This window comes from Furfurilactobacillus sp. WILCCON 0119 (assembly GCF_053471565.1).
Map to the genome: position 1 here is coordinate 45,886 of NZ_JBPCCV010000003.1, position 26,248 is coordinate 72,133.

Consider the following 26,248-nt stretch of genomic DNA (forward strand, 5'->3'; position numbering starts at 1 on the left):
TCATTTCATAATGAGTCCGATTGCTTTTTTAGTTTTAAATCACCGTTTTTAATGATGCTGATCTTCCTCGGCGGCTAACGCATTCAGTTGTTCCTCGGCCATGACCATCGTTTTATTAACCACGCCAAGACACTGGTCCAACATCTTTTCACCCGCAGTCGTAACTTGATAGTGCTTCAGTCGCCGATCACCATGAATCACCTGGACGGGGGCAATCAAGCCCGCTAGTAAGAGATTTGTCAGCGTTGCTGATAACATGCTCTTACTTAGTTGATAATGTTCACCAATTTCCGATGTGCCACATTCCTCGCGCAGTCCTTCTAGAGCAGCAATTTCAGCAAAGCCAACATCGAAACGATGCAGCTGTTTAATGGTCGTTAGGTAAACGTCACGGTATTGGTATAACCGGTTCACCATTTCAGCTGATTCTGTCACATTTTTCATCATTTTTAATCATCCTCTCCTAGACTTCCGTCGTGTTTGACCTGTATCTCTTTCCGTTATGCACTTTGTTCAACGACTACCGGTTCACTCATCAACCGTTTTGTTCCGTCCAAGTTCACCCAACACGAGGGCCCCGCTAATAAAACCGCCGTTGTTGCTTCATGTGTTAGTTGAATTTCTAACAGTGACGCCCCCGCTTGCAGCCGAAACGTCAGATCCGTTAATTCCGTTGGGAGCCGGTTTTGAATGGTAACCACCCCATTCGTGACGGTCAAACCAGCCAATCCGTTCGTTAACATTAACCATGTGCCGCCAAAATTAGCTTCGTGCAACCCATCCGCCGTGTTATGTTGCAGATTCGCCAAATCCAGTTGGGCCGTGTGTTTCAAGTACGTCATCACCTCCTTTCGGTCACCCAGCCGGGCTGCAATGATGCCAAAAATTGAGCGTGACAACGATGAATCATGGGTTGTCACCCCTTCATAATAGGTAAACTCACGTTGCAATTGTGCCAGCGAAACATCACCTTCAAACAGGTATTCGGCCATCAGCGTATCCGCTTGCTTAGCAACCTGATAGCGATAGATCACTAAGGGGTGGTAATACCGAAGGAGGGGCCGTTGATTGGTCGCCATCGTTTTCACCGGCCAGCGTGGTTTATCCAAGAAATCGTCATCCTGGGCGTTAATTTTTCGCTGCTGGTCGTACGGTAAGTACATCGCGTTCGCAATTGCCAGGAGTTCGTTCACTTCCCCCCAGTCCGTGCCGTAGTCCGCCAGATTATGGTGGCCACGCTCCGTTATGAGCCGCGCAATCTGGTGAACCAGGCGCAAATTCTCTTTCGCACACCGGTTTGTATAGTAGTTATTATTGACCATGGCTGTGTATTCATCCGGACCGGTCACCGTCCACAATTCAAACTGGCGGTGTCCATGGGTCGTTGCCCACGAACCAAATTCACGCCAAAACCGGGCCGTTTCCAACACCATTTCAAAACCCGCCGTTTCCAAAAATCCCAAGTCATTTGTTCCTTCATAGTAGCGCCACACTGACAGCGCAATGGCTGCGTTGATGTGATACTGCGCCGTTCCGGCCGGGAAAAAGGCTGATGTTTCCTCGCCACCAATGGTTCGCCACGAAAACAAAGCGCCCGCCGTTACCCCAAGTTCCCGTGCCCGGTGCCGGGCTGTTTTCAACAACCCGTAACGGTACATCAACAAGTCTTTAGCGACCGCTGGCTGCGTGTGAATGAAGTACGGCAACATGTACATTTCCGTGTCCCAGAAGTAGTGGCCCTCATAGCCGCTCCCCGTCAGGCCCTTAGCCGGAATACTTGTCTGGCCTCCCCGTGGTGCCGCTTGATTCAGCTGAAACAGATCATAGTGGATGGTCCGGTTCAGTGCTGGTGCGCCGCCTACCGTTACGGTCGCTGTCGTCCACACCTGTTCCCAATAGCGTTTCGCGGCGGCAGCCACCTCATCGTAGCTCCCAGGTTGGCGCGTTATTTTCGGTGGTTGGCTACCGCCCACTTCTGAAATTTGTGTGGTGTACACGAGCGTTGCCGGTTTCGCTACGTTGACCCGCTGCCCATGAAGGTGCGCGCCATCATGCACAGATTGTTGTAGCAAAACGGAGCGCTCACTTAGCGTGGCCACCACGGCCAACTGTTCCCTATCAGCCGCCAACCACCGCTTTTGGGTCGTTAACGTTGATAAGTGTCGTGATTGGCGCGGATCCGTCGACGCCACCTGTTTTTCTGCGGTCAGATAATCCAACCGTTTATCCACCACCACATCCCCATGGTAGGTGCCGGCCGACAACACGAGCTTCATCGCATACGTCGTTTCCGCCTCATGATCCATTACCGTCACAAGTTTGAGCTTAATCATTTCATCAAACGCTGTCACAGCGTCATACCACTCCATCAGCTCCCCAGTTTGGAGATTAAGCTTTGCGTTCGTCAAATGTGCCGTTATGAACGGATGGTTTTCACTGGTCTTTAAGCTGAGTTGCCGCAGGTTCGGTAAATTCACGATGGTTTGATGATCTTTTGGGTACCCAACAGCCGTTTCACCATACACAATTGGGCTTATTTCGTAAAAGCCGTTCACTAATGTCCCCTGATTTATCGGTTCCCCCACCGGGCTTTGGGCCTGCACCCCCACCCGGCCGTTCGCAAGGGTAAAAATACTCGCTAGGTAGTTTGGCTCCCGTTGGGTAACCTCCGCCAATGTTAAAATCATGTCCCCTTCTGTCCTCAACTCGTGCCCCTCCATTCGTTACTGTCCCAGCCAAAAGTCATCCAGATGCCATAATTCAGTGAGCCACTGGAGCTCGCTTTCAAACCAGGTGGCCACTTGTGGCACCACGTAATCATGACCAAACGTTGGCCGGCCACGATCAAAGTTCTTGGGAAAGGCGGACTGTGCTGTTGCCAGTGAGAGACCATGTGGCCCCTGATTGTAAATCACGCTTTCAACCGGAATCCCCGCCTGATTAAGCGCTTCTACATATTTAATGGTGTTCACGACCGGCACCAATTCATCCGTTTGGGTTGCCCAGATAAACGTGGGTGGGTTCTTTTGATTAACCAGTTCATCAGCTTCGACGTTTTCTAAATCCCCCCGGATTTTTGTTGCGACACCTGCGTCGGTTGGCCAGCCTAAGCGCAATCCGATCACCGGATAACCTAGCGCAATGGCGCTCACCTTCACGTCCTCATTAGCCGCCAATTCCAGTGGGGCGATCGTTTCCTCCGCCCACCACCGGTCAGCATACATAGCCGCAACGTGACCACCAGCTGAAAACCCAGCCAACAAGATGTGGTTCGAAGAAATTCCTAGTGAGCCAGCATGCCGTTTCAAATACAACACAGCGTTACCCACCTGAGTCAACACCGTTGGGTAAATGGGCCCGTCCTCTAGCAGCCGATATCCCAGCGTTACGGCGACAAACCCCTTCGCTAAGTAATTCAGCGCAACCATCTCTTTTTCACGGTCAGACTGATATTCAAAACCACCGCCAGGAATAATGATGACGACGGGACGGCGGCGGGTCATGTTAAAATCCGCCACTTGATCTGGGACATAGATTTTGATTGTGGCCCCCGTTTTCATGAGTGAAACCTGCTTGATTTGCATGGATTACCCCTCCATCTCTTCACCGGTTACTGCTGTTGTTACTGAAGCGACTTCTTCCCCAACGGATTCAGCGTTAGGCAACTTCTTTTCATTTAAATGGTAGAACTGCAACAAGATGATGATGACAAACGCCAAAATGATTGGTAGCCAGACAAAGTCGAGATTAATCGCATGCATGGCACCCGCCGACTGAATCTTCGCCTTGGAGGCAAATCCACCAAATGACAGAACCCATCCGGCAATTCCACCACCTAGTCCCATACCAAGCTTTGCACCCACCATCGGTACTGATGACAGGAACCCTGGCTCATTGATTCCCAACCGCAACCGCGAATACTCTACGGTGTCGGACACCATCACGAAGATAATGGTGAAGATGATGCCCATGGCAATCATGGACAGAATGTTCCCACCAAACAGGATCACTAGACTTTGGGTCTTCACCCCAAGAGGCAAGACGCCTTCACCAATGATCATCAGTACCAACGCCCCTGCCATGATGTGGCGGTTCTGGAATCGCTTGCTCAAGATCGGTGCCAGCACGTTCCCAATGACTGCGATGATGTTTAAACTAACAAACAAACTCGTTAGATCCACCCGGTTATAAATAAACTGAAGGTAATAAATTTCCGTCGTCATCCGAACGACCCAAAACGTTTGAACCAGAATGCAGCTCACACTGAGAATGACCCACGGCCGGTTTGCCGCCGCTCCCTTCAGCGACTGACCGATTGATAACTTTTGCTTTCCTGGTTCCGCATCCGTCACTTTAGGCACTTGTTCATGCAGATTTAAGAATGCCAGCGTGAACAAAACCGCAATCCCGATTCCAACGATGATGCCCCACAACTGCCAACCAGTGCGGCTGGTATTCGATCCGCCGAGCCACTTGACCATCGGTAGTGTTGCGGCGCCCATCAGTGTGGCCCCGATGTTTGTCATCACTAACCGGGCACTGGCTAGATTAGCCCGCTCGCCCGGATCCTTTGATAAATTAGGCAGGATGGCCGTAATTGGTGTGTTTGCCCCTGAGTAGGTCAGGCTAAACAACGTGTAGATCACACTCACCCACACCATTTCGAAGACCTTATTGCCGGCAAACGTTGGGTTGATAAACAGCGCTGCTGATAACACCCCAAGCGGAATCCCGAACCAGATAAAGTACGGTCGGGCCTGCCCATGTTTTGTACTGGTATGGTCAATTAGAAACCCGAAAAACATCCCATCAAACGCATCGATAAACCGAACAACCATGAACAAGGTCCCAACAAATGCTGCGGTCAGACCTAAAACCGACGTGTAGTAATACAGCAAGTACAGTCCAACAATTTGCCAGATAAAGTTTCCCGCCATATCCGTAGCACCATAGAAAATCCGTTGGCGCCACTTTCCCGTTGCCTTCATGATTTCATCTCCTTAATCGTTTATGAAAACGTTTTCGATACGAGTATAACGATAATTGGTCTAGGTTAAAATCCATTCACTTACTGAATTAATCCGGTTTTTTAACTTAAATAATTGAAGATTTGCAACCAGTGAATCGTTCCCGAACGTTAAGTTCTTCAAAAAATCGCTTCATAAAAAAGACTGCCTCCCTCAACAAGTTGAAGAAGCAGTCGCTTTATCGTAATGTCACCATTGCCAGTCACCGGAGTTCATTTCGAGCCCGGCGGTACTGTGATGGCGTTTGTTCATAGTGCTTTTTAAACAGGGTGAAGAAATTCTTGGCCGATCCAAACCCCGTTTGCTCCGCCACTTCGTTAACCGTTAACGTCGTCGTTCGCAATAGTTTCTCCGCCTGCTCTAACCGCACCGAAATGAGGTACTCCCTGGGTGAAACGCCGGCAAACGAACGAAAGTATTTTGAAAAATATTGTGGCGACAAATTATGGGCATTACTAAACGCCTGGAGATCGATCCGTTCAGCATAGCGTTGGCGTAACTCCGCCTGGATCTGTTGAATATCCTCCGGAAGAACCGTGACATCATCCTCGCGTTTTGTCAGGATCAAAAAGCGGCGTAAAATCTGACTGGCAATGTCATGCAAGTCTTGCAACATCTTGATCGACGCAACCGTTGTCGTTTCACCCTGCCGCTCCTGACTCGCAATGTTTTGTAAACACTGCCGAATTCGGGCGTAGTCACTGCCGACCAAACTTACCGGCTGATCCATGAACCGAATCTCATTTCGGGGAACCCGTTCGCTCACCAACCACTCTAACGGAAATAGCAGCGTCAGTATTTCATCATTCGGTGTAATGTACGTATCAAAGCTATGAATCACATTGGAATTAATGAGAATCATCATTTCTGTCGCTAATTGGTATGTTTGCTCACCAATGCGGGCAATGCCGGGCGTGCCTTTAAGCACATAGGTCATCTCCACTGAATTGTGCCAATGCGGATCAACAACCCGGTGTAACTGACCCTTGTGTAAAAGAATCCCCACCGGAAAATCCGTCTTATACACAGGTTGCTCGTGGCTAACCGTTTTCATAATCCGCCCCTCCGTTCATTTTTCAAAAACATTTATCATCCAATAAATTACCCAAACCATACGCCATTGGGTGTTGCGTGCTTTCTCACCTTTACGAAAGATACTGTTTTTTTTTATAAAATATTTTATAAAAAATAAAGCACGGTCCCATTCGTTAACTTTTTAATGGATTATCCACTAAATCACATTTTTAGTGAAAAACTTTTTATCCCATAGACCAATCAAATTCATCACTCTTGTTTATCCATTAAAATGCTGACATGACGGACATTCTAGTTGTAAACAACCTGTCGTAATTAGCCAAACCAATCAGTAGTTTTTAAATTAAATCATTCAATTCATTCGGTTATCAAGTGATTGTCGCTTTCATTGGTGGTATTATAATGATGTAAACGATTAACAAGTGCACAATTTATTTGAGCCCTACATAATCTGCTAATCTTAACCATGCACACATGGCAACTAACCACAGGTTTTATCCCAACGTGACGTTGGCTTACCGGAGGAACCCATTGATGGAAAAATGGACCATTGAACTCACAGAAGATGAGGCTGACCTAGTTAACTGGGTCTTTGCCGTCAAAAAATTTAAGCCCTCAGCCATTGATCTCTTTGATGACTTTGAAGATTATCAAGGCGAGTTGCTTCAAATTTTAGAAAAGGCTCGTGAACGTAATACCATGACAATCGTCAAAGAAGCTTAATTTTCAAGACCAAAAATAACGGACGGATTATCGAGAGTGACTTCTCGACGATCCGTCCGTTATTTTAATTGGCTTGTTATCCTAACAAAAAACCGTCAGCCACGGCCCACGGTCAATCGTTAGCATGAGGTGGTCACCTAAATGTCATTGGCTTTGAACAAGTAAGTGAAATTCATTAGGGAAAAGCTCGCCCGTGTGTTTACACGGCGATACAACCCTCAACAAAGCGTAGGAGATAATCCACGCTTACCGGTGACCTTCAACACTAATTGATGTCATGTCAACAGTCTTTGGCATGACTATAACAATGGTGTCATCGTAACGGCTTTTCCATAATCAAGCAACCGTTAATTTTGCCACCCGATCCGTTGCTACTCCTTTAATTGAAGACAAACGTTAATGGATCAACCATTGCCACAATTAACCAGAAGCAATAATAAAATTAACTTTCTTAAATTAGTTCTTCTTCTTGACACATAAAACATTAAACTATCTAATTAAAAACCATTTACTGTTCCATCCAATAGTTTGCCAGTACCTGGCCCTAAAATTTGTCAAAGTAGGCATGGATGAACTAAGATACGATTATTACTCGAACTGTCAACCCCGTTGACAATAAGACGGCCAGTTCATCCCCTTCGACCCTGATAAGGATATTAACCCATGTTTAGAGAACAATTATTGACCCCGCATGACACTTTGATTTTTAAACTCATCAACCGCGTCAACGCGCAAAATGGCCCCGTCCGAAAAGCCGAGTTAGCGGACCACTTAAAGATCAATGCATCATCATTAGCGGCGTTATTAAATGAAACACAGCAGTTCATTGATGCTGATGACCATCATGAAGCAATCTATTTCAAGGTTAATCCGCGCTCCGTTGAGTTGAACCTTAACGGCCAGTGTACCATTGCGGATTTTTTATACCCGCTTATCCACCGTTCCGATCTCTTTCAAATCATCATGCACCTGTACCACGCACCGACACTGACCATCACCCAATTAGGCACTGAGCTATTGGTGAGCGATGCCAGTATCAAACGCCGGCTGGCGGATCTTAATGACTTACTGGCCGAATTCAATTTATCCTTTCAGCAGGGGCGCCTCGAGGGCTCAGAACTTCAAATTCGTCACTTTGCCTTTGAATTCATGACCCATTTAATTCCTGAAAATCGACGCGCGCTCCCTGTACCTTCAGCCAACATTAACGATTTTATCGTGGCGTTTCAGCGGCTTTTCCACGTTACCCTAACGCCCATTCAGGAACAGCAACTAATTGTTTGGCTCCAGCTCTCGTTAACACGCACGAAGGCAAACCAGTCGCCAGACAAAACAACGCCTGACTTTAGCGCCCTCGCTGAATTTGACGACCTCACCATTCTCTTAAAGCGGTCCCTTTTTTACCAACGGGAAGACGCGCTCCCCTTTGAAGTCAACGCGTTACTATGTCACTGTTTCACTGACGACCTTTTTACCAGTAATGATGACCTCCTGACCCGCATGGTCACCATTATCGAAGCACTTGAACCACGAATCAAGAAGACGAACACCTTCATGCTCAGTGAAATGACCCTGTCCCACCTGACCTCAGACAATCAGGATCACTGGCTTCACCAAAACATTACGAAGACCCACTTTCAGGCCCGCGTTTTGCCGGGTTACATTTTCATCATGGACAAGCTCTACCTCCACTACTATTTCGAGGCCCACAAAAATCTGCTTGATCAACCGTTTCTAACAGAACCCGTTATTCGTCAAGCAACAAAGCTTCTGGGCGTTCCGTATAGTCGTGAAGCGACCTACATCCGTGCCAGTTACACCCGGTTATCAGCGGATCTCATTCATCATCCAGATCATTACATTACGGTCGGGATCGACTTTACGTTCCCAATGTCGCTTGATGGTAACATTGCGCAGCAAATCCGCCACGCAATTTCGTCAGGGATCGACGTTGTCTTTTTGCCCAACTCACGGCACCAACAATTCGATCTCATGCTTATTGATCACTCGGTGCCAACGTTTCATCACCAATGTCCCCACTACTACATTTCAAATTATGGGACCCAAAAGGATTACACCAATCTGGCTCATCAAATTACCGCCCTCTATGCTGCCAAATACGCCTAATTAACGCCTTATGCGCCAACAATCAGGTTATATGTGACCGTTCCTGTATACGTTCCAGAATAGTTATCTGGATAGATCAGGAGGTCAACGCCGCGATAGTTTTTATCCCAGTTCCCTTTTTCCGATGAATTAGTCAACACGTAGGTTTCTTTATCGGAAACGACCGTGTGCGTTTCCACCACTTGTGGGGTTGTTGTTAACGTCGCGAACGTATCCGTTTGTAGATAAACTGGTGTGGCGTCTAACGTCCGACCTGTTGATGAATCGACAAACGGAGTGGACGCTACCGCAAGTTGCCAGTTTAGACCCTGGGCGTTATTACTAACGACCGATAAATTCCACGTATTGTTCGATCCTAGAATCGGTGTGGACTGCATCCGCCCAGCCAATTTGGATGAGCTTCCCAGTGAAATGCTGTTAAAGCGCATGTTTTCAGACTTATCAACCAGGGTGATCATCCCCACTGGCCCACTCAAGGCAATCTGGCGCTGATTTCCACTGTTATCCACTGTTCGGAGCAAAACACTGTTATAGTCCGTCGTACTCAGTTGGTCTGGCGTCAGTGTTAACGACCACTTGCCCGCATCCGCCTGGATTGCAACTGGGGTGCCGTTTACCGTTGCAGTAATTGTTTTTAGGTTCGTCGTCACCGTCCCGGACAACGTGTTGGTAGTCTGAAGGTATTTCACCGTTTGAACAATTGCCGGATGGGAGGCCGTTGCTGCATAATTTACATCTTGCTGATTCATCTTGGTGACGATAAAGTCACTATCTGCCCGTTCTAAATCACGTTTGGTTGTTGTTTCGTTATCGTCCGTGGTTTTCTTCTCATCTGACGTTGGTGTCTTTTCCTGGTCATCACCATTAGATGATGACGTTTCGGTTGTCTCTTTCTCGTCTGCCGGCGCAACCGTTAATGTCAGTTGATTCGTATTGAACTCTTGATCAAACCCCTTAGCTTGCCATTCAACGGCAAGCTTTTGTTGTTTATCCACACTTTTTGGAAGCTGTAACGTTGCCTGAACTTCGACGGTGGTGGCCCCCGCCGCTAACTTATCAGAATTGAGCTTGATCTCTTTCTCGTTATTCCCATCAAACGACTTTGCAACAACTTCATGATTATTTTGCAACACCTTGACCGTTTTGTACTGACCACCCGTAATGCTTGGCAACACAATGGTAACGGCGTCTGCATCCTTTTCCGTTGTCACCTTGAGCGTTCCCGTTAACGTTACCGTGCTCTCACCAGCAAGTTCATCTGTTGACGTAACGGCTTGTCCATCCGCATTTTTTGCCGCTAAGGTAAAGTCAGCCGTTGGTGCCGCTGGTTCGGTTGTTGTTTCTGTTGGCGTTGCGTCCGTCGCATGCACAATCACCCGCGCTGGCCAGTTGAACGTTGCCAACAGAATCAGCAGGATCAAGATGATGGACAGACTTCGGTGCCGGTGATTTTGCATGACCTTCCTCACTTTCGTTTATTCTTAAACAACTGCCAAATGATGATTCCAAGCGCGATGATCACCACCGCGAGCAATCCAATGATCAACCAGCTATACCACGGCATTGAGACACTTTCACTCGCAACTGCCTGATTTTTAGCGCGGTTAACTTCGTCCTTTGAAACGGTAAAATCACGCTTTTCGTTCAGCAGCGTTTGGTTGCCCTGTTTAACCGTCACGGTTGCCTGATACTTCCCGGCGGCTAACTTTTTATCGTTGTACTGCGTCCCGAGCTTCATTGTCGACTGTGGTGCTAATGCCAACGCTTCCTTCTTAGCAGACACCTTGTCCTTCCCATTTTGCTTCGTCACGGTCGTGGTCACAGTCAGATTCTTTAACACTTCTGGTTGCTTGTTTTCGATGTTCGTCTGGATGACTGTGTGGGCGTTCACGGTACTAGCCTTAACCGCACCTAACGAAACGTCGTGTTTGACCGCTTTAGCTGATTCCCGAATTTCGACACCAATCACATAGGCATACTTATTGGTTAGGCTCAATTGGCCGTCCTGTTTGTTTTGATCCGCATTCTTTTGATCCACCTGTTCCACTAAAAAACCGCCAAGGATAACCCCAGCAAACTGTTTTTTCGGTGTGGACAAGGTAAACGTGACCCGTTTGCTATCCCGCGCTGGCACCGTCACAGTCTGCTTTGCCGATAGTAACGTGTGCATGGGGGTCGTTTGGTCCGCAGTTTGTTTTTTGCTCGTTGCCGAGTAATCGATCGCCCCGTTCTCATTTGTCGTGGCGGACGTTGGCGTCACCGTGTACTGGGCTTCCTGATCCGTGTTATTTGCGATCACTAACGATAGTGACTGCTTCTCGTTTGGTTTAACCTGTAATTTAAAGAAGCTCGCCTGATTATCGTATTGGTTGCTTGGTAACACTGGTGACACGCTGAAACCGACCTGATTGTCATCCGCATGTGCTTGAAGGGTCCCAACCAAGAAAATGCTTAACAATAACGTTAAGACACCCACCCATTTCTTCTTCATAAGTTACCCTCCTTCACCATTAATGAGATACCACTGAACCGTCCCGGTGTAATGCACGTTTGCTTTCGCCGTGCCGCCATAAATTCGTAATTTTGTGTCACTGGCGGAAAAGTAGTCCTGCCAGGTCGACATCCCGGTACCCGCCGGGGCAGTAAAAATGGTGGCACTCTGATTATTCGTCGGAATGGTCACGTTTAGCGCTGTTGGGGCGGGCGTTGAGTTATCACCGGTCTGGTTGATCACGTTACTGCCACCAACCTCAATTTGCGCGCCCGTCAGTTGGTCCTTCCCGTCCGTCGATGTTAACGGTGAGACACCAACCTGTAATTGCCAACCATCATAAGAAGCCGTGTCGTCCGTTAACTGGATGAACGGCTTTTTATTGTTCAGCGCGTACGTTTTGGTTCCAGCCGAGACAGCGTCCGTTTTGAAACTAAAGTTTGGTAAGTAGTCGATCACAAGGTCCCCGATCGCACCGGTGACAACACCGTCACCCGTATGGTCATCCGCCTTTTGCTGATTTGGATAATTGGGGTCATACACCTCGTTAGCGGCCGTATGGGCACCACTGAAGTCAATGTTCGCTGTCCCGGTCGTGTTACTGCTGTACGGCGCTGCCAGTGCCGTTGAGGCTAATCCTAGGCTCAGCAACGCCACGCAACTTGCACAAAGCCACTTTGCTCGATTTAACTTCATGTTGTTGTCACCTCGCCTTTACTCTGCTGCCGTTATGGTCCACGTCAACGTGCTGGTGTAAGACAGATCCTTTTTCACAGCGCCCTTTGGCACGGTCAACGTAATCAAATTATTGTTAAAGTGGTCATCCCACACCCCGATCCCGTTGCCGTTGGTTGCTGACAATAACTTCACTGAATCAGCTGATTTACCGCTGGCCGTGATGGAACCGGTACTTGCCGTGGGGGCGCCCCCAGTCGTTCCCGAATCCGCCCGGGTGATCGTCTGACCGGTAACACCACTATCTGGATCGCCGAACGTCAGCACGGCGCCATCCAGGGTGTACGTTTTGTTGGACGGTAGTGGGAACCAGGTAAACTTTGTTTTAGAAAACTTGCTGGCCTTTACGCTAACGCTCCACCCATTCCCAAGCCCCCGCGTGTCTGCGACTTCCAGCTGACTAACAACTGTTTTAGCAGTGTACGTCTTTGCGGCACTACTCACGTCACTACTGTTTTGCTTACCAAACGCGAAGCTTGGGACACTGACCAAACTTAACTGTTTTGAGGCGCTATTAATCGTCACTTGGGGCGTCGTGGCATGGGTTGCGGCAAGCTCAGCGTCATCGGCATGGGCGCTCATGCCCATCACTGCCATGCTGCACATCATCATTAAAAGCGTTCTCCACAGTCGCATTATTTTCTCCTTCCAACCTTAATGTGGTAGATCAGCCAACCAATAACACCGAGGAGAAGTAAGCAGAAGATACTGAGCACAATGATCCATGTTGTCCGCCGTGAATCATTTTCGTACGCATTCTTGATTGCGTCCATCGTGTTCACGTGAAGCCGTTCTTCAAACGTCTTTTTGTACTTCCCGTTTTCAGCCGTGACTGCCACTTTCACCGTGTAATTACCAGGCCGTAGTGTTTTGGTTGCCGCGTCCAGCTTCATTTTCATCGTGGTCTGTGGCGCCATCATCATGTGTTCACGGGTGGTTGTTAGTTCTTGTTGAACCTTGCTTCCCCGCTTAACGGTCGCCTTGACCGTCACATCACTAAGCACGTTTTTCGTTTTGTTATTCAGTGGGACTTCCACATACGCCTGACGATCATCAGTGATAAGTTCCGGTGTGCCCATCGTCACCGTTGGGTCAACCTTAGTGTCCTTTTCGTTTAGAACCACGCCCATCTGGTAAGTAAAACGATTGTTCAGCGTTAAGCCCTGTTTCGTTGTTTTCTTGGTGTTTAAGTCGCCAACCTGCTGGAGGGTGATCCCACCAAGGATGATGCCGTCGTACGATTTTTTCGGCATTTTGATCTTTGTTTGAACGACCTTTTTCCCGTTTGCTGGCACCGTGACTTTAAACGGTTTTGTTTGGTTCACGTCTTGAAACGTCGGTCCGCCCGTACTGCCTGTCTTTGGCTTGTACTTGTCGTAGGTGATGACACCATTTCCGTTTGTTAACGCATCATTTGGTGAAACTTTATATGTGGTTGCGGTGTTGCTGTTATTGATCACCGTCATCGACAGGGTCTGTGTCTGGCCCGGCTTCATTCGTAAGTTGAAGTAACCCACATTTTTTAAATGCTGATTGCTTGGCTGCTGCGGGAGGACGACGGTTGCTGGTGAATCACCGTTTGTTTCTGCCTTAACTTGGCTCCCGCCAATCATCATTAAGCCAATGATCAGCGCCATCAATCCGGTCGTCACTTTTCCCCATTGTTTCATCATCCATCGCCTCCTTAACAGTTATTATGCGTTTATGTAGATGTGCACCTTTCGATGCACAGGTTGTCGTTCAGTCGATCAATTAAAAGGTTGATGAATCTGTCACACTGTTCGACAGTTTCCAATCGATTGTCCCTGAATAACTCGCGTTCGCCATCGCCGTTCCTTGACGAACGTTCAGGGAAACATCATCTGCCCCCCATGATTGAACCCATTCACCGGTTCCTTCACCCGTGGCAGCAGTCATCAGAGCCACTTCATCACCACCGGCAGTCAGCATGTTACTGGTGCTGACTCCAGATGGCGCCGTCCCAACCCCAGTGGTTGCAACATCACCGTTGTTGAAGTACAGCTGTGCGGCCGTCAACGTTCCTGATGTCCCTGCGTCATTGGTTCCCTTAATGGCGCCTAACTTAGCAGATAAACTCCAACCTGCCGCCGTTCCACGACCATCGACTAAGTCAACTTGAGGATCCGCCCCCGTTAACGTGTACGCTTGGTCAGAAGTCTTATTCCGATCAACCGACCCAAAGTCCAGTGTTGGTACGCTCTTTAGTTGTAAGTCTCCCTCTTCACCCGGATTCGTTTCTTCTTTATTGAAGGCAATGCTAGCAGTCGTACTCTGCTGATCACTAGAAGCGTCCGCAAATGACGTTACTGCTGGTGCCAAAGTGAATGCGAGTAAAGCAGTTGTTGCTAATGCAGCTAATTTTTTGGTTGGTTGCATTGTGATTTCCTCCTAAGGATTCGTAGCGTCAACAATTTTAAAACTTAATTTATTCCCCGTTGATAACCGTCCAGGTTAAGGTGGCAGTGTACTGTCCGTTTACGTTCCCACCCGGGACGGTAAGTGAAACGTCAGCCGGCTGATAAGCCGCCGCCCACGTATTTGCCGGTAAGTTTTCGCTTGCCTGCATAATCGTTGCGGCTTCGTTGTTCGCCGATAAACTGACTGCATTTGTGGTTACTTTATTGGTTGTGGTTGCGTTACCAGTAACACCAACTTGATCAAAGGCCAGGGTAACTCCTTTTAATAAGGTACCGTCCGTAGTTGCAAACGGGCTTGCCGTGATCATGACCCGCCACGCCCCTGAACTACTACCGCTATCTTCAATCTGAAGCCCGGGGCTAACAGTAGCGGAACTGTACACCTGATTGCTTCCGGTACTACTCTTGGTTCCAAACTGAATCTGGGGTGCCCCAGCAATACTTAATGTTCCTGGCGTTAAAGTGATGTCAGCCTTTGTCGATTCTGCTTGTGCTGGCATGACCAGCCACATTAGAATCAGTCCGGCAATCAACCACCCGTGCAGCCATCCGTGCGCCAATTTTCTTACCAACGTTCACACCTCCGTCCAACCGGGTTGAGCGCGTCACTTGCCTCCTTTCCCTTTACGATGCCTATACTATACAAGGATTTTTATTGGTCATCGGCTCATGTTTGCAAACTTAATTTTGTAAAATTGACCTTCTTAATTGATCCGATAAATGATTTACTCACTAACCCAATCAATTAAAACAACGCGTCTTTCCTGATGGAGCAACACTAAATTCAATTACAAAAAAATGGCCAACCCATGTTTTGGGTTGACCATTTTAATTAACCAGTCATTTTTTCCGATTACTCAGCAAGCTCAGCAACTTCTTCGACATCAACAATGTCGTAGATATTATCAATTAATTCATTGGTACTCTGCAAAAAGAGTAATCCAGTCGTCGTAATGGACATAATTGTTATCCGGCGATCATGGACATCATTTTTTAGTTTAATAAAATCACTCTTAAGGAGCCGCTTTACTTCCGTTGAGACTGCAGAACGGGTGACATCCAAATTAGCCGCACAAACATAAACGGGCTGGGGCCCATTTGTGTTTAGCATGTGCAGTACCTGAATTGCCAATAAGGACACGGGCAGATGGGCACCTTTAATGACCTCTGACACCTGTCGATACGTGTTCATAAACGCCGAGATGGTGTTTAACTCACTGCTCAGTTTATCGTTCATCGCCAGTTTACCCCCATTTTCAAACACTCACTTAATCATCAATGCCCTCTCAGTATAGTTGACAACGTTGATGGTTAATTCTCAAAAATATCGTTAAACTCACAATTAATCAGAGCAATAAGGACCTCCCCCGCTAACCAGCCTGTTATTCATTATAGTGTGATGACGATTGCCACCACGATAAGTACGCCGCCTGTCACTAGAAACCAGCGATTCCAGTTTGATAATCGCAGCGGTTGATTCTTTTTGATCGCAATGTCATTCATGTTCATCGGTTGGTCATCCTCATCAGCTGCCTGACCCTTAAGGTGCTTCCGTCGACGAAAGCCCGCAAACAGGTTTGCATGACTCAGCTGCATCACGGCCCCAATGGCAATCAAAAAGAGCCCACTCATGAAGAAAACGTTCGACACCGTCACGATTGTCACATGGCAGGCAATCGCAACACCCCCACCGAGCAACATTAAGACCAGTAGTCCACCAAGCCACCACATGGGCTTTGTTTTCTGATTCATTTTTCACACCCCCATTTCTTTAAACTAAAAATGCCGCAACAAATTGCGACATTAACAGTTGATTCTTAATTGGTCCGGCCATCCCGACGGAAACGTGTCTTAAATAAAGGACTAACCGCTTTGTTTTCATTGATTCGTTTGATGGCATCCCCGACAAGTGGTGCGATGGAGACCTGCACCAACTTATCAAAATGCTTATCTTCTGGCAGGTTAATGGAGTCAGTGACCACAACCTGCTTAAACGCTGATTCCTTCAACCGATCAACGGCAGGGCCTGATAGAACCGCGTGAGAACAGCATGCGTACACTTCCTCTGCGCCTGCTTCCATCAAGGCTTTCGCCCCTAATGTAATGGTTCCGGCCGTGTCGATCATGTCATCGATCATGATACATTTTTTACCCTTAACGTCACCAATGATGTTCATGATCTCAGCAACATTGGCCCGGGGGCGCCGCTTGTCGATGATGGCAATGGGTGCTTTCAGAAATTCTGCTAAGGCTCGCGCCCGCGTCACACCACCATGGTCTGGTGAAACAACAACCGCGTTTTCAGCCACGTGATTAGTGATAAAGTAGTCCGCTAATAATGGGGCTGCCATCATGTGGTCAACCGGAATATCGAAGAATCCCTGGATCTGGGCGGCATGGAGATCTAATGCCAATAACCGGGTTGCCCCTGCCTTTTCAAACATGTCGGCGACCAGTTTCGCCGTAATGGGTTCGCGTGACCGCGCCTTTCTGTCTTGACGCGCATACCCATAGTAAGGAACCACCAAGTTAATTGTGTTTGCGCTGGCACGCCGTAACGCGTCAATCATAATCAACAACTCCATCAGGTTGTCGTTGACCGGGGCTGACGTCGACTGAATCAAGTAAACGTTATCCCCCCGAACACTTTCTTCGATGTTGATCCGGATTTCCCCGTCACTAAAGCGGTCAACCGAGGTCTTCCCCAGTTCCACGCCCACTTCCTTGGCAATTTTTTCAGCCAACGGACGGTTCGAATTTAGGGCAAAAATCTTCAATTTAGGGTCAAAATATTGAGTTGACATGTTCCCTCCACAAGGATGATTTAAGTCTTCAAGCCAGTGTTTAACCTAGCTTAATGGTACTCATTAACGAATGTTGGCGCAACTAAGAACAATTTATTTATCTTCTGATTTGTGTGGTAATTTAGTCCAGTAGTCTGGCTTATTCGTCTGGCGTTCACGGGCGATGGCCATTTCATGACGTGCCACATCCTTCGTGATGGTTGAACCAGCCGCGATAAACGAATGGTCAGCCACAGTCAGTGGTGCGACAAGGTTGGAATTACTTCCGATAAAGCTGTGATCACCAACGACGGTGTGGTGCTTTTTAACCCCGTCATAATTAATGAAGACCACACCACAACCAACGTTAATGTCCGTTCCTAACGTTGCGTCACCAACATAGGTCAAATGGCCCACCTTGGTCCGCGCGCCAATGTCAGCCTTCTTAACTTCCACAAAGTTACCTAAGTGGGCGTCGGCACCAATATGAGCACCAGGACGTAAATGACTCATTGGGCCAATGTTTGAGCCTGTTTCCATTTCGCTATCTTCAATCATTGATGACGTCACGGTCACACCATCGTGAATGATGCCGTTGCGAATTTCGGAGTTCGCACCGATGACACAGTCCTCACCAATGACGGTGTGGCCCTTCAGCTGAACGTTTGGTTCAACAATGGTATCCGCACCGATCACCACATCACTATCAATGTAGGTGTGTTCGGGATCAATAAACGTCACCCCGTTTTTCATGTGCGCGTCGTTGATCCGTTTACGCATCACCTTCGTGGCTGTGGCAAGCGCCATCCGATCGTTGACCCCCATGGATTCACTAAAATCACTCATCCGGTAAGCACCAACCCGTTGGCCAGCGTGCTTCAAGATCTGGGCCACGTCAGTGAGGTAGTATTCCCCCTGCGCATTATCATTTTTAACCTGGTGAAGTGCGTTAAACAGGGCTTTGTTATCAAACACGTAAACACCCGTGTTAATTTCGTTGACGGCAGCTTCTTCCACCGTGGCGTCCTTTTGTTCAACGATCTTTTCAACCAGGCCAATGTCATTTCGGATAATACGGCCGTAACCGGTTGGATCTGGGGCAATTGACGTTAAAACGGTCGCAACGTCGCCCTTTGCTTCGTGGTAATCAAACAGCCGTTGGAGCGTTTCTGCCTTAAACAGCGGTGTGTCACCACTCATGATCAACGTTACACCATCAGCGTCACCCAACAAAGGTTCCGTTTGAAGCACTGCGTGACCCGTGCCCAACTGTTGTTCTTGCATCACATATTGGGTTCGGTCGCCCAACTGTTTGCGGACATCATCAGCGCCAAAACCGACAACGGTCACAATGTGGTCCATGTTTGTTTGTTCCACCTGTGTTAACACGTGGTCAACCATGGTCTTGCCACATACCTGGTGCAGCACCTTGTACAGCTTTGATCTCATCCGGGTACCTTTACCCGCCGCCAGAATAATCGTATTCCGTGAACTCATTTTTCTCTACCTTTCGTTACCAAAGACCCGATCCAAGTAGTTTCCTGGGGTTGCTTTAATCGGTTCAGCTTCGCTTTGGAGTGTCTCAATGTGCAGTAATGACGTAAACGTCTCGGATTGGCGTTCACCGTTAAACCGACCCTCACCAAAAACAGTGACCCCGGCGACATCACAATCCAATTCGCGAACAAGACTTGCTAATCCAGAAATTGTTCCGCCACCCTTCACAAAGTCATCAACGATCAAGACCCGTGAGCCAGCTGGGAGCGCCCGTTTCGAAATTTGCATTTTTTCAATGGCGGTCGATGAACCAGAAACATAGTTCACGCTGACCGTTGCGCCATCTGTAATCGCGCCATCCTGACGTGCAATGACAAACGGGACGTTGAGTTGTTCTGCCACCGCCTGCGCAATCGGAATTCCCTTTACAGACACCGTTAAAACAACATCGATGGTTTGGTTCATGTACTGGGTAGCAATTAAGCGACCAATTTGGCGTAACACGCTGGGTTGCCCCAGTAAGTCAGATAGGTAGACATAACCACCAGGCATCACCCGGTGAGAGTCAGAAACTTGTTGGCACAGTTCGGCAATGTAATCCTCAGCATCTTCTTTCAAGATGTACGGAATGAACCTGGCCCCACCAGCGGCACCAGGTAATGTCTCTAATAAACCAGTTCCGCGTTCCTGGAACGTTCGTTTTAAAATCGTTAGATCCTCACTAATGGAGGATTTCGCAGATTCATATCGTTCCGCGAAAAAAGAAAGTGATACTAGTGTCCGCGGCCGCTCTAATAAAAAGCGGGTCATGTCAATTAAGCGATCTGATCGTCTAACTTTCACCTTTAGCTACCTCATCCTCATGAATTATTTTGATTGAACGGAAAAAACGTTCTTTGCTTGCTTTATTTTAGCACAACGTTCGTGAATTCAGGCAATTCAATTGAAAAGAGTTTGCGATATTCGGACAACTTTCTGTCATTTTAATCGCCAAACGTTATCTGGATGATAATCATTACCGAAAAACAAAGTGCAGACCGCGATTCATCTAACAGAAAAGCCCACTCATGGACTAAAACCTTTTTTTGTCATTCATTACTATCATAAACGCGAAACAAAGTGCAGGTCTCGATTCATCTAACAGAAAAGCCCACTCATGGACTAAAACCGTCCATAAGTGGGCTTTTCTGTTAGATGAAAGGGCCTTAACGCACTTTGTTTCGCTCTCATCTTTATTTCGTTGTCCACCAATTCATTACCAAACCACCAAAGTAAAAGAACACCTCGATCACCGCGATGAAAAAGGACACCGGCCAATTGGTCCAGTAACTTAGCGCCAATCCTAGCCACACGCCCACCAGTGCAAACGCGATTGCCACAAAAATCATTTTTCCGACCCCGTGGGCAAAATACTTTGCCGCAGCCGCCGGTAACGTTAGCAAGATGAAAATTAGTAAAGAACCAACGATTTGCGCCGCGACGCTCACGGAAAAGGCCAAGGCCACTAAGAAAATAATTGATAACAACGTCTGGTGCAAACCGGCCACCCGAGCGCCAACCGCGTCAAATGAATCAAATTTGAGTGCGCGGTACACACCCATAATAACGATAACCACTGCGGCTGCCAGCAAAGTGACCTGTGCCACCGACTGGCGGCTGATCCCGATGACCGACCCAAACAAGATGTTGGTGGCTGAACTGGCGTTTTGGTTGGAAAGTGAGAGAAATAAAATTCCCAAACCAATTGCCAACGCCGAAATTGATGTAATCGCCGCTTCTCGCCGTGAGGCCTTCGTGCTTAACTGTCCCACCGCAACCGAACTGACCGTGGTGAACACCAGCATTCCTGCTAATGGTGTCCACCCAATGAACAAACCAAATGCCGCCCCAGCAAACCCGATTTCGGACAGTGTGTGGGTCAAGAAGGACATGTTTCGCGCAACAACAAACACGCCAACCAAACCGCTAACGATCGCAATCAACGTCCCCGCGGCAAACGCGTTTTGCATAAATGGATAACTAAGCATGAGCCGCCTCCAGTACCGTTTCTTTCAAATCGTGAATGTCCCCCTGGCGATATCGGCCCGGTTCCATCAGTAAAAAGTTTGTCGAATATTGTTGTGTTAGTGGTAAATCATGCGTGACGAAAACGACCGCTGCTTGCGTTCTCAGCTGATATTGCTGCACAAGATCCAACAACTCATACTTCATATTGTTATCTAAACTTGCCGTTGATTCATCCAGGATCAATAATTGCGGTTCCCGAATGAGGGCCTGTGCTAAGTATGCTTTTTGTAATTCACCGCCCGACACCTTACCAAGCGGCGTTTGGGCAATTTTCGTGAGATCCGTTTGAACCAGTGCATGCTCAATTTGTGCGCGTTCGCCAGCTGACCACCATGGAACTAGCCGTGTTGGCAATGCCAACCCAACAAAGTCGCGAACCGTCAGCGGATACTCTGCATCAACATTTCGGAACTGGGGAACATACCCCACGTTGACTGCCCGCCGTTCTGGCAAGTAGGTCACTTGCCCCGTGGTTGGTCGTAGCTGACCGAGTAAGAGTCGAATCAGTGTCGTCTTTCCCACGCCATTTTCACCCAAAATGCTTAAAAATTCTCCTGGACGCACCTGAAAGGAGAGGTCAGTGAAGACCGTCTTATTGGGGAAACGCATCGTTAACTGCTCAACGCTAACGAGTGGTGTTGCCCCCGCACCTTTATCTGTCATCTGCTTTTGCCTCCTTTAAAGCCGCCTGAACCTGCGTCAATTCTGCCGTCATCCACTGAGCGTACGTTTTTCCCCGTGGCAGTGTTTCCGTTACCTTAACAACCGGTACATGGTAGCGCCGGGCTGTTTTCGTCATGTTATCCACGATTGTCTGTGAATTTTGCGTGTTCTCCACCCACATGGCAACCCGATGATGTTTAAAATCTGCGGTCAATTTTGCAATGTCTGCCGGTGATGGGTCCGTTCCTTCTTCCACCGACCGGGCAAAATGGTCGTTTGTTACCTTCAGACCAGCCGCCGTCAGCATGTCATTTGCCACCGGTTCACTCACCGCGACCCGTTGGTTTTGACTCGTTTTCCGGATCTGCTGTGTCAGCTGGTGCCACGGTGTTAACGTGGCTAAGTAGCGCGTCGCATTTTGCTGAAATTGGCGTTTTCGCTGTGGCTGCAACCGACTAAACCGGCTGACCAGTTGCTTAACCACCAACGGCATTGTCTTTTCGTGATACCACACGTGGGGATTGTCCCCTGCTTTCCGGGAAAGCAGCTGGTCACCCACCGTAATTGTTTGCCGTTGCTTATTGTTCGCCGTTGCAACGCGTGTTAACCAGTCGTCATAGCCAACCCCGTTGGCAATAACAACGTCTGCTTTAGCCACCTGTTTTGCGGTGGCCGTTGTGGGCTCGTAGTCCTCTGCGTCAATCGACGGACTGTTAATGATGGCGGTTGCTGTTCCAGCGTGCCCAAGCACTGCCTGTGCGGCCTCCGCGTACACGTCTAGTGAGCTCACGACGGTAATGGATCGTGACCGCGCGTGCGCTGATTGAACGTGCCCCATCATCAACCCACCCATCAGGCCAGCGGTCAGTAATGTTATAATGAATCCAATTCGCAATTGCTTCATGACCGGTTCCTTTCAGGTAATTATTCTAAAACGTAATGATTACTGTTTAACAGTTTACAGAATCTCATCCATGAATGCAATCCACAAATTATTTCGAGGTTAATAACAATGCGGCAACCGCTAACGTTTCACCACATCGGCAAACCCGTTCCGCTCGCCGATATTAAAGACGCACCGGCCGTTAAATACGCCAAAATTTATGATATGTACTCGCTGGACCAACTAAATGAACTGGGAATTCCCATTGAACTTCACGCGTTTGGCCCTGACTGCCCACTTGATCCAATCATTCAAACCCAGACGCATGTTGCCTTTAAGGTTGCTGACATCCGCGCAGCACTGGTTGATCAAGATATCGTCATGCCCCTTTACCAACCCTTTGCCGGTTACGAATGTGCAATGATCATGTTAAAGCAGGTTCCCATTGAGTTGATCGAAACCACCCTTTCCGAAGCAGAAATTTGGGGTGACGGTCCGTTTCATAACAGCATTCTTTACCCTGAAAATCGGCGTTAGCTTGACAGGTTACCCTACAAGCAGTTATAGTGTCACTAAATTCAATTCATTCGGAGGACTTCAGCCAATGCGTAACTAAGCCTTGTTGGATCACCAATTAAACAGCCTGTAAATCATCATTCACACCCTTGATGGGTCGTGTTTGGCGTGTGTTTTCATGCTGATTAATTGGTTGACCATGGCTTAGGTACAACGCAGGGGTGGAGTCCTTTTTTGTGCCGTTTTTGGTCATGGTTACACACTGGTCACCAGTTAACGGAGGCATCCGACCATGAAGAACTAACTTCTTGTTGAACCACAACGCATTTATAACAAGGAGGTACCCCCTTATGTTTAGTTTACAAGCAACCAATTTATCGATCACACGGCAACAGCACGTTTTATTTACCATTCCTCAGCTGATCATTAACCCCGGCGACCGCATTGGGCTCGTCGGTGCAAACGGCGCCGGGAAAACAACGCTCATCAGCTTACTTACCGGCACCGTTAGCCCCACCACAGGGACCATCGACCGGCGAATTGATCCCGTTGTTGTGCCACAACTACACCACGATGACACAAAGAGTGGCGGTGAGCAGACGAAAATGGCTATTTTAACGGCCCTTCATCAGCACCCCCAGTGGTTGATTTTAGATGAACCCAGCGCCAACCTCGATGTCAATAACCAAACATGGTTGATCCAGCAACTGCAACGTTTTTCTGGCACGTTACTTCTCATTTCCCACGATCAGCACCTGCTGGACGCCGTCACCACCAGTACCTGGCAATTAGCTGACGAAACGCTCACCCCGTTTGCTGGAAACCTTTCAGCCATGCAAACCATGCAGGCAGCTCAACGTGATCACCAGGCGGCAGCCTATAAAACGTACCGAAAACGCCAGCATAAATTAGCCGTTGCGGCCCGAAAACGTGAAGAACGCGCTGCCAAAATCACCAAGCCAAATCCGCATAACCACAGCGCTAACGAGCTCCAGGACATTAAGAGTGCCCTTCGCAACAATCAGGGCAAAATGGCCAAAACGGCACGGGTGCTCAGCCAACGCGGCGATGATCTTGCCCCCGTGGCTAAACCAAAGACCGCTGCCCACACCACCCTCCGTGCAACTCAGTTTGCCACATTGGGGCGGCACGTTCCCGTCCGCATTGAAAAGCTCCGCCTGACGATCGGGTCAACCACACTCAGTGACTCCCTTTCACTGACCGTTCGCCCCGGCCAGCGGGTTGCCATTACCGGTCCAAATGGTTGTGGAAAAACAACCTTACTGCGTGCCATCATGGCCCATGAACAACCGGCCATTCACGTTAACGACGCTGTTTCATTTGGGTACTTTGCCCAGGACATCAGCACTTTGATCCCAACGGACAGTGTTTGGACCACCGTTCGTGCGCGCAGTAGCCAACCCGATGCAACCCTGCGAACGATTCTGGCTGAATTTGGGTTTTCTGCTGGCACGCTTGATCAGCCAACCGCATCTCTTAGCGACGGGCAACGCGTCAAACTCAGTCTCGTTGCCGTTTTGACTAGCGAGGCCAACGTTTTGGTGTTGGACGAACCCACCAACTATTTAGACTTACCCACGCTTCAAGCACTCACGACGTTTCTTAGTGAGTACCCCGGGACCGTTTTATTTGTTTCCCATGATCAGCACTTTGTTCAATCGATTGCCACGAACACCTATGACCTAACGTCCCATGGATTAGTTGATCCAACCCATGCGGTGGCGCGACAAAAGCCACGGTCATCTGCAACTCGTCAGGCCGAAAACGACGCTCTGTTGGCTTCATTTCGGCAGTTGGATTAAGATCACACATAACGTCGCCAATAGAAAAGCCCACCTGTGGACAAGTTGTCCACAGGTGGGCTTTTCGTTAACCATTGGTATCCGCGTATCGGTCACTTAGCGCGACACGTTGCGCGCGATTGTCGGCAAAGTTAATGGGGCGCACCACGTACACTTCTCGGCAGAAACCCGCCAAGCTATTTGCAACGTGTTGTGCCCGCGATTGCTTTTTACACAATCCGTAGACCGTTGGCCCTGTTCCGCTCATTTCAGCAGCATCCGCACCAAATCGCAACATCTGTTCCTTCAGATGATTGATCGTTTGGTGGTGCCTAGCCGTAATCGGTGTTAACACATTGGTCACGTTCTGACAGATCCCCTCATAATCGCCCGCCTCAATGGCCGCGATCAAAGCGTCGGGCGTCGCGTGTTGCAAGGCCTGGTAGTCGATCTGCCGTAAGATGGACGGTGTCGACACACTCACCTTTGGCTTGGCAATCACGATCCACAGCGGTGGGAGCTTTGGCAGCAGTTCGATCTGCTCACCACGTCCCGTCACGTGCGCCGTTTGGCTCCACACGCAATACGGCACGTCTGCGTCGATCTTTAACCCAAAATGACATAATTCTGTCCGGGTCAAACCGAGTTGCCACAGATCGTTTAGTCCCCGAAGGACCGCAGCGGCATCCGAGGATCCGCCACCCATCCCGGCCGCCACCGGAATGTGTTTTTCGATGTGAATGTTGATGGCCTCATGACGATTAAACGTGACCGCCAGTAAATGGGCAGCCTGATAGGCTAAATTTCGATGATCATTGGGTAAAAAACCACTATCCGTGCTCACCTTAATGCGGCCGTTTCGCCCCAGCGTCTTAATGGCTACATAATCGGCTAAATCAACGGACGTCATCACCATATCCCACTCTTCGTCACCATCTTTATGGTTAAACGGCGTGTCCAAATTCAGGTTGAGTTTGGCAGGCGCCTTTTCAAGAATCTCCGTGGTGTCACCCCCAGTCTGTTCGCAAGAAAATAACTACCGTTAGTATATTACAGACGCTAGCTTAACGTCTATACCGGAACATCACATCGGTTAATTCCACAAAAAAAGCGCCCCATTTATTGAGGGCGCTTTTTTGCGATTTCACCGGATGAACAGATTATTCTTCATCAAAGGCAATTTCAATATTTTTTGTTAACACATCTGTGTAACTGTAAGAGACTCGTTCAAATGAATTCTCCTCTTGGTCGAGGTCAACCACAAAAACAGCCGGATACGTTTCCCGCAGTGTGCCACGGCGCTTTGTCACTTTCTTGCGACCGGCCTGAGCGACAACCATTAACTTTTGCCCTAATTTGGCATCCAGTTTGGTCTTGATACTTTGTAATGTTGCTGGCATGCAATTCACCTCACATGCATAACAGTATAGCACGGTCAACCCTTAAAAACAATTGTTCCGT

At 48.5% G+C, this 26,248-nt stretch carries 26 protein-coding genes; 4 read left to right on the plus strand and 22 right to left on the minus strand.

Annotated features, from left to right (window positions below):
- Positions 1-48: 48 nt before the first annotated feature.
- The 5 genes from ACRYI5_RS05740 to ACRYI5_RS05760 form a co-directional block, all read right to left on the minus strand.
- Positions 49-447, minus strand: a complete 399-nt coding sequence (locus ACRYI5_RS05740; RefSeq protein ID WP_448224588.1) for a hypothetical protein — start codon at positions 445-447, stop codon at positions 49-51.
- A gap of 53 nt (positions 448-500) precedes the next feature.
- Positions 501-2,705 (minus strand): glycoside hydrolase family 65 protein, encoded by a 2,205-nt coding sequence (locus ACRYI5_RS05745; protein WP_448224589.1) that lies wholly within the window; start codon positions 2,703-2,705, stop codon positions 501-503.
- 18 nt (positions 2,706-2,723) lie between these two features.
- A complete protein-coding gene (locus tag ACRYI5_RS05750) occupies positions 2,724-3,584 on the minus strand; it encodes an alpha/beta hydrolase (RefSeq protein WP_448224590.1) in 861 nt (286 codons plus the stop codon).
- Positions 3,585-3,587: 3 nt separating this feature from the next.
- Positions 3,588-4,988, minus strand: a complete 1,401-nt coding sequence (locus tag ACRYI5_RS05755; RefSeq protein ID WP_448224591.1) for an MFS transporter — start codon at positions 4,986-4,988, stop codon at positions 3,588-3,590.
- Positions 4,989-5,229: 241 nt separating this feature from the next.
- Positions 5,230-6,081 carry a helix-turn-helix domain-containing protein gene (locus ACRYI5_RS05760; RefSeq protein ID WP_448224592.1) on the minus strand — a complete coding sequence of 284 codons (852 nt, stop codon included), beginning with the start codon at positions 6,079-6,081 and terminating at the stop codon, positions 5,230-5,232.
- Positions 6,082-6,596: 515 nt separating this feature from the next.
- Here ACRYI5_RS05760 and ACRYI5_RS05765 point away from each other — a divergent pair.
- Positions 6,597-6,785 (plus strand): hypothetical protein, encoded by a 189-nt coding sequence (locus ACRYI5_RS05765; protein ID WP_407879076.1) that lies wholly within the window; start codon positions 6,597-6,599, stop codon positions 6,783-6,785.
- A gap of 663 nt (positions 6,786-7,448) precedes the next feature.
- Positions 7,449-8,912 (plus strand): helix-turn-helix domain-containing protein, encoded by a 1,464-nt coding sequence (locus ACRYI5_RS05770; RefSeq protein WP_448224593.1) that lies wholly within the window; start codon positions 7,449-7,451, stop codon positions 8,910-8,912.
- Between the two features lie 8 nt (positions 8,913-8,920).
- On the opposite strand, the gene ACRYI5_RS05775 is transcribed toward ACRYI5_RS05770, so the two are convergent.
- From ACRYI5_RS05775 to ACRYI5_RS05845, 15 genes are all read right to left on the minus strand, one after another.
- The gene (locus tag ACRYI5_RS05775; RefSeq protein ID WP_448224594.1) at positions 8,921-10,369 is read right to left on the minus strand and encodes a hypothetical protein; all 1,449 of its coding nucleotides are present in this window, start codon (positions 10,367-10,369) and stop codon (positions 8,921-8,923) included.
- Positions 10,370-10,377: 8 nt separating this feature from the next.
- Positions 10,378-11,403, minus strand: a complete 1,026-nt coding sequence (locus ACRYI5_RS05780) for a DUF916 and DUF3324 domain-containing protein (RefSeq protein ID WP_407879071.1) — start codon at positions 11,401-11,403, stop codon at positions 10,378-10,380.
- A gap of 3 nt (positions 11,404-11,406) precedes the next feature.
- The gene (locus tag ACRYI5_RS05785) at positions 11,407-12,099 is read right to left on the minus strand and encodes a WxL domain-containing protein (protein WP_448224595.1); all 693 of its coding nucleotides are present in this window, start codon (positions 12,097-12,099) and stop codon (positions 11,407-11,409) included.
- 18 nt (positions 12,100-12,117) lie between these two features.
- Complete coding sequence (locus tag ACRYI5_RS05790; RefSeq protein WP_407879069.1) at positions 12,118-12,735, minus strand: WxL domain-containing protein; 618 nt, start codon at positions 12,733-12,735, stop codon at positions 12,118-12,120.
- A 38-nt stretch (positions 12,736-12,773) separates the two neighbouring features.
- Positions 12,774-13,811, minus strand: a complete 1,038-nt coding sequence (locus ACRYI5_RS05795) for a WxL protein peptidoglycan domain-containing protein (RefSeq protein WP_448224596.1) — start codon at positions 13,809-13,811, stop codon at positions 12,774-12,776.
- A 79-nt stretch (positions 13,812-13,890) separates the two neighbouring features.
- Positions 13,891-14,535 carry a WxL domain-containing protein gene (locus ACRYI5_RS05800; protein ID WP_448224597.1) on the minus strand — a complete coding sequence of 215 codons (645 nt, stop codon included), beginning with the start codon at positions 14,533-14,535 and terminating at the stop codon, positions 13,891-13,893.
- 49 nt (positions 14,536-14,584) lie between these two features.
- A complete protein-coding gene (locus tag ACRYI5_RS05805; protein WP_448224598.1) occupies positions 14,585-15,148 on the minus strand; it encodes a WxL domain-containing protein in 564 nt (187 codons plus the stop codon).
- Positions 15,149-15,429: 281 nt separating this feature from the next.
- Entirely contained in the window at positions 15,430-15,813 is a 384-nt protein-coding gene (locus tag ACRYI5_RS05810; protein WP_448224599.1) for a MarR family winged helix-turn-helix transcriptional regulator, read from the minus strand.
- A 152-nt stretch (positions 15,814-15,965) separates the two neighbouring features.
- Positions 15,966-16,328 (minus strand): DUF3899 domain-containing protein, encoded by a 363-nt coding sequence (locus ACRYI5_RS05815; RefSeq protein ID WP_448224600.1) that lies wholly within the window; start codon positions 16,326-16,328, stop codon positions 15,966-15,968.
- A 65-nt stretch (positions 16,329-16,393) separates the two neighbouring features.
- On the minus strand, positions 16,394-17,380 hold the full coding sequence (locus tag ACRYI5_RS05820) for a ribose-phosphate diphosphokinase (RefSeq protein ID WP_407879059.1): 987 nt from the start codon (positions 17,378-17,380) through the stop codon (positions 16,394-16,396).
- A 93-nt stretch (positions 17,381-17,473) separates the two neighbouring features.
- Positions 17,474-18,856 (minus strand): bifunctional UDP-N-acetylglucosamine diphosphorylase/glucosamine-1-phosphate N-acetyltransferase GlmU, encoded by a 1,383-nt coding sequence (gene glmU / locus ACRYI5_RS05825; protein WP_448224601.1) that lies wholly within the window; start codon positions 18,854-18,856, stop codon positions 17,474-17,476.
- A 6-nt stretch (positions 18,857-18,862) separates the two neighbouring features.
- Positions 18,863-19,699 (minus strand): pur operon repressor, encoded by an 837-nt coding sequence (gene purR, locus ACRYI5_RS05830; RefSeq protein ID WP_407879055.1) that lies wholly within the window; start codon positions 19,697-19,699, stop codon positions 18,863-18,865.
- A 389-nt stretch (positions 19,700-20,088) separates the two neighbouring features.
- On the minus strand, positions 20,089-20,883 hold the full coding sequence (locus ACRYI5_RS05835; protein WP_448224602.1) for a metal ABC transporter permease: 795 nt from the start codon (positions 20,881-20,883) through the stop codon (positions 20,089-20,091).
- On the minus strand, positions 20,876-21,586 hold the full coding sequence (locus tag ACRYI5_RS05840; RefSeq protein ID WP_407879053.1) for a metal ABC transporter ATP-binding protein: 711 nt from the start codon (positions 21,584-21,586) through the stop codon (positions 20,876-20,878). The genes ACRYI5_RS05835 and ACRYI5_RS05840 overlap by 8 nt, the downstream gene beginning before the upstream one ends.
- Entirely contained in the window at positions 21,576-22,490 is a 915-nt protein-coding gene (locus ACRYI5_RS05845; RefSeq protein ID WP_448224603.1) for a metal ABC transporter solute-binding protein, Zn/Mn family, read from the minus strand. The genes ACRYI5_RS05840 and ACRYI5_RS05845 overlap by 11 nt, the downstream gene beginning before the upstream one ends.
- Positions 22,491-22,598: 108 nt before the next feature.
- On the opposite strand from ACRYI5_RS05845, the gene ACRYI5_RS05850 reads away from it, so the two are divergent.
- Together ACRYI5_RS05850 and ACRYI5_RS05855 are read left to right on the plus strand one after the other, a co-directional pair.
- Positions 22,599-23,006 carry a hypothetical protein gene (locus ACRYI5_RS05850; protein ID WP_448224604.1) on the plus strand — a complete coding sequence of 136 codons (408 nt, stop codon included), beginning with the start codon at positions 22,599-22,601 and terminating at the stop codon, positions 23,004-23,006.
- Between the two features lie 329 nt (positions 23,007-23,335).
- On the plus strand, positions 23,336-24,808 hold the full coding sequence (locus ACRYI5_RS05855) for an ABC-F family ATP-binding cassette domain-containing protein (RefSeq protein WP_448224605.1): 1,473 nt from the start codon (positions 23,336-23,338) through the stop codon (positions 24,806-24,808).
- 67 nt (positions 24,809-24,875) lie between these two features.
- Here ACRYI5_RS05855 and ispE read toward each other — a convergent pair whose 3' ends face one another.
- Both ispE and ACRYI5_RS05865 read right to left on the minus strand, forming a co-directional pair.
- Complete coding sequence (gene ispE, locus ACRYI5_RS05860) at positions 24,876-25,784, minus strand: 4-(cytidine 5'-diphospho)-2-C-methyl-D-erythritol kinase (protein WP_448224791.1); 909 nt, start codon at positions 25,782-25,784, stop codon at positions 24,876-24,878.
- Positions 25,785-25,947: 163 nt separating this feature from the next.
- The gene (locus ACRYI5_RS05865) at positions 25,948-26,187 is read right to left on the minus strand and encodes a Veg family protein (RefSeq protein ID WP_407879045.1); all 240 of its coding nucleotides are present in this window, start codon (positions 26,185-26,187) and stop codon (positions 25,948-25,950) included.
- Positions 26,188-26,248 lie beyond the last annotated feature (61 nt).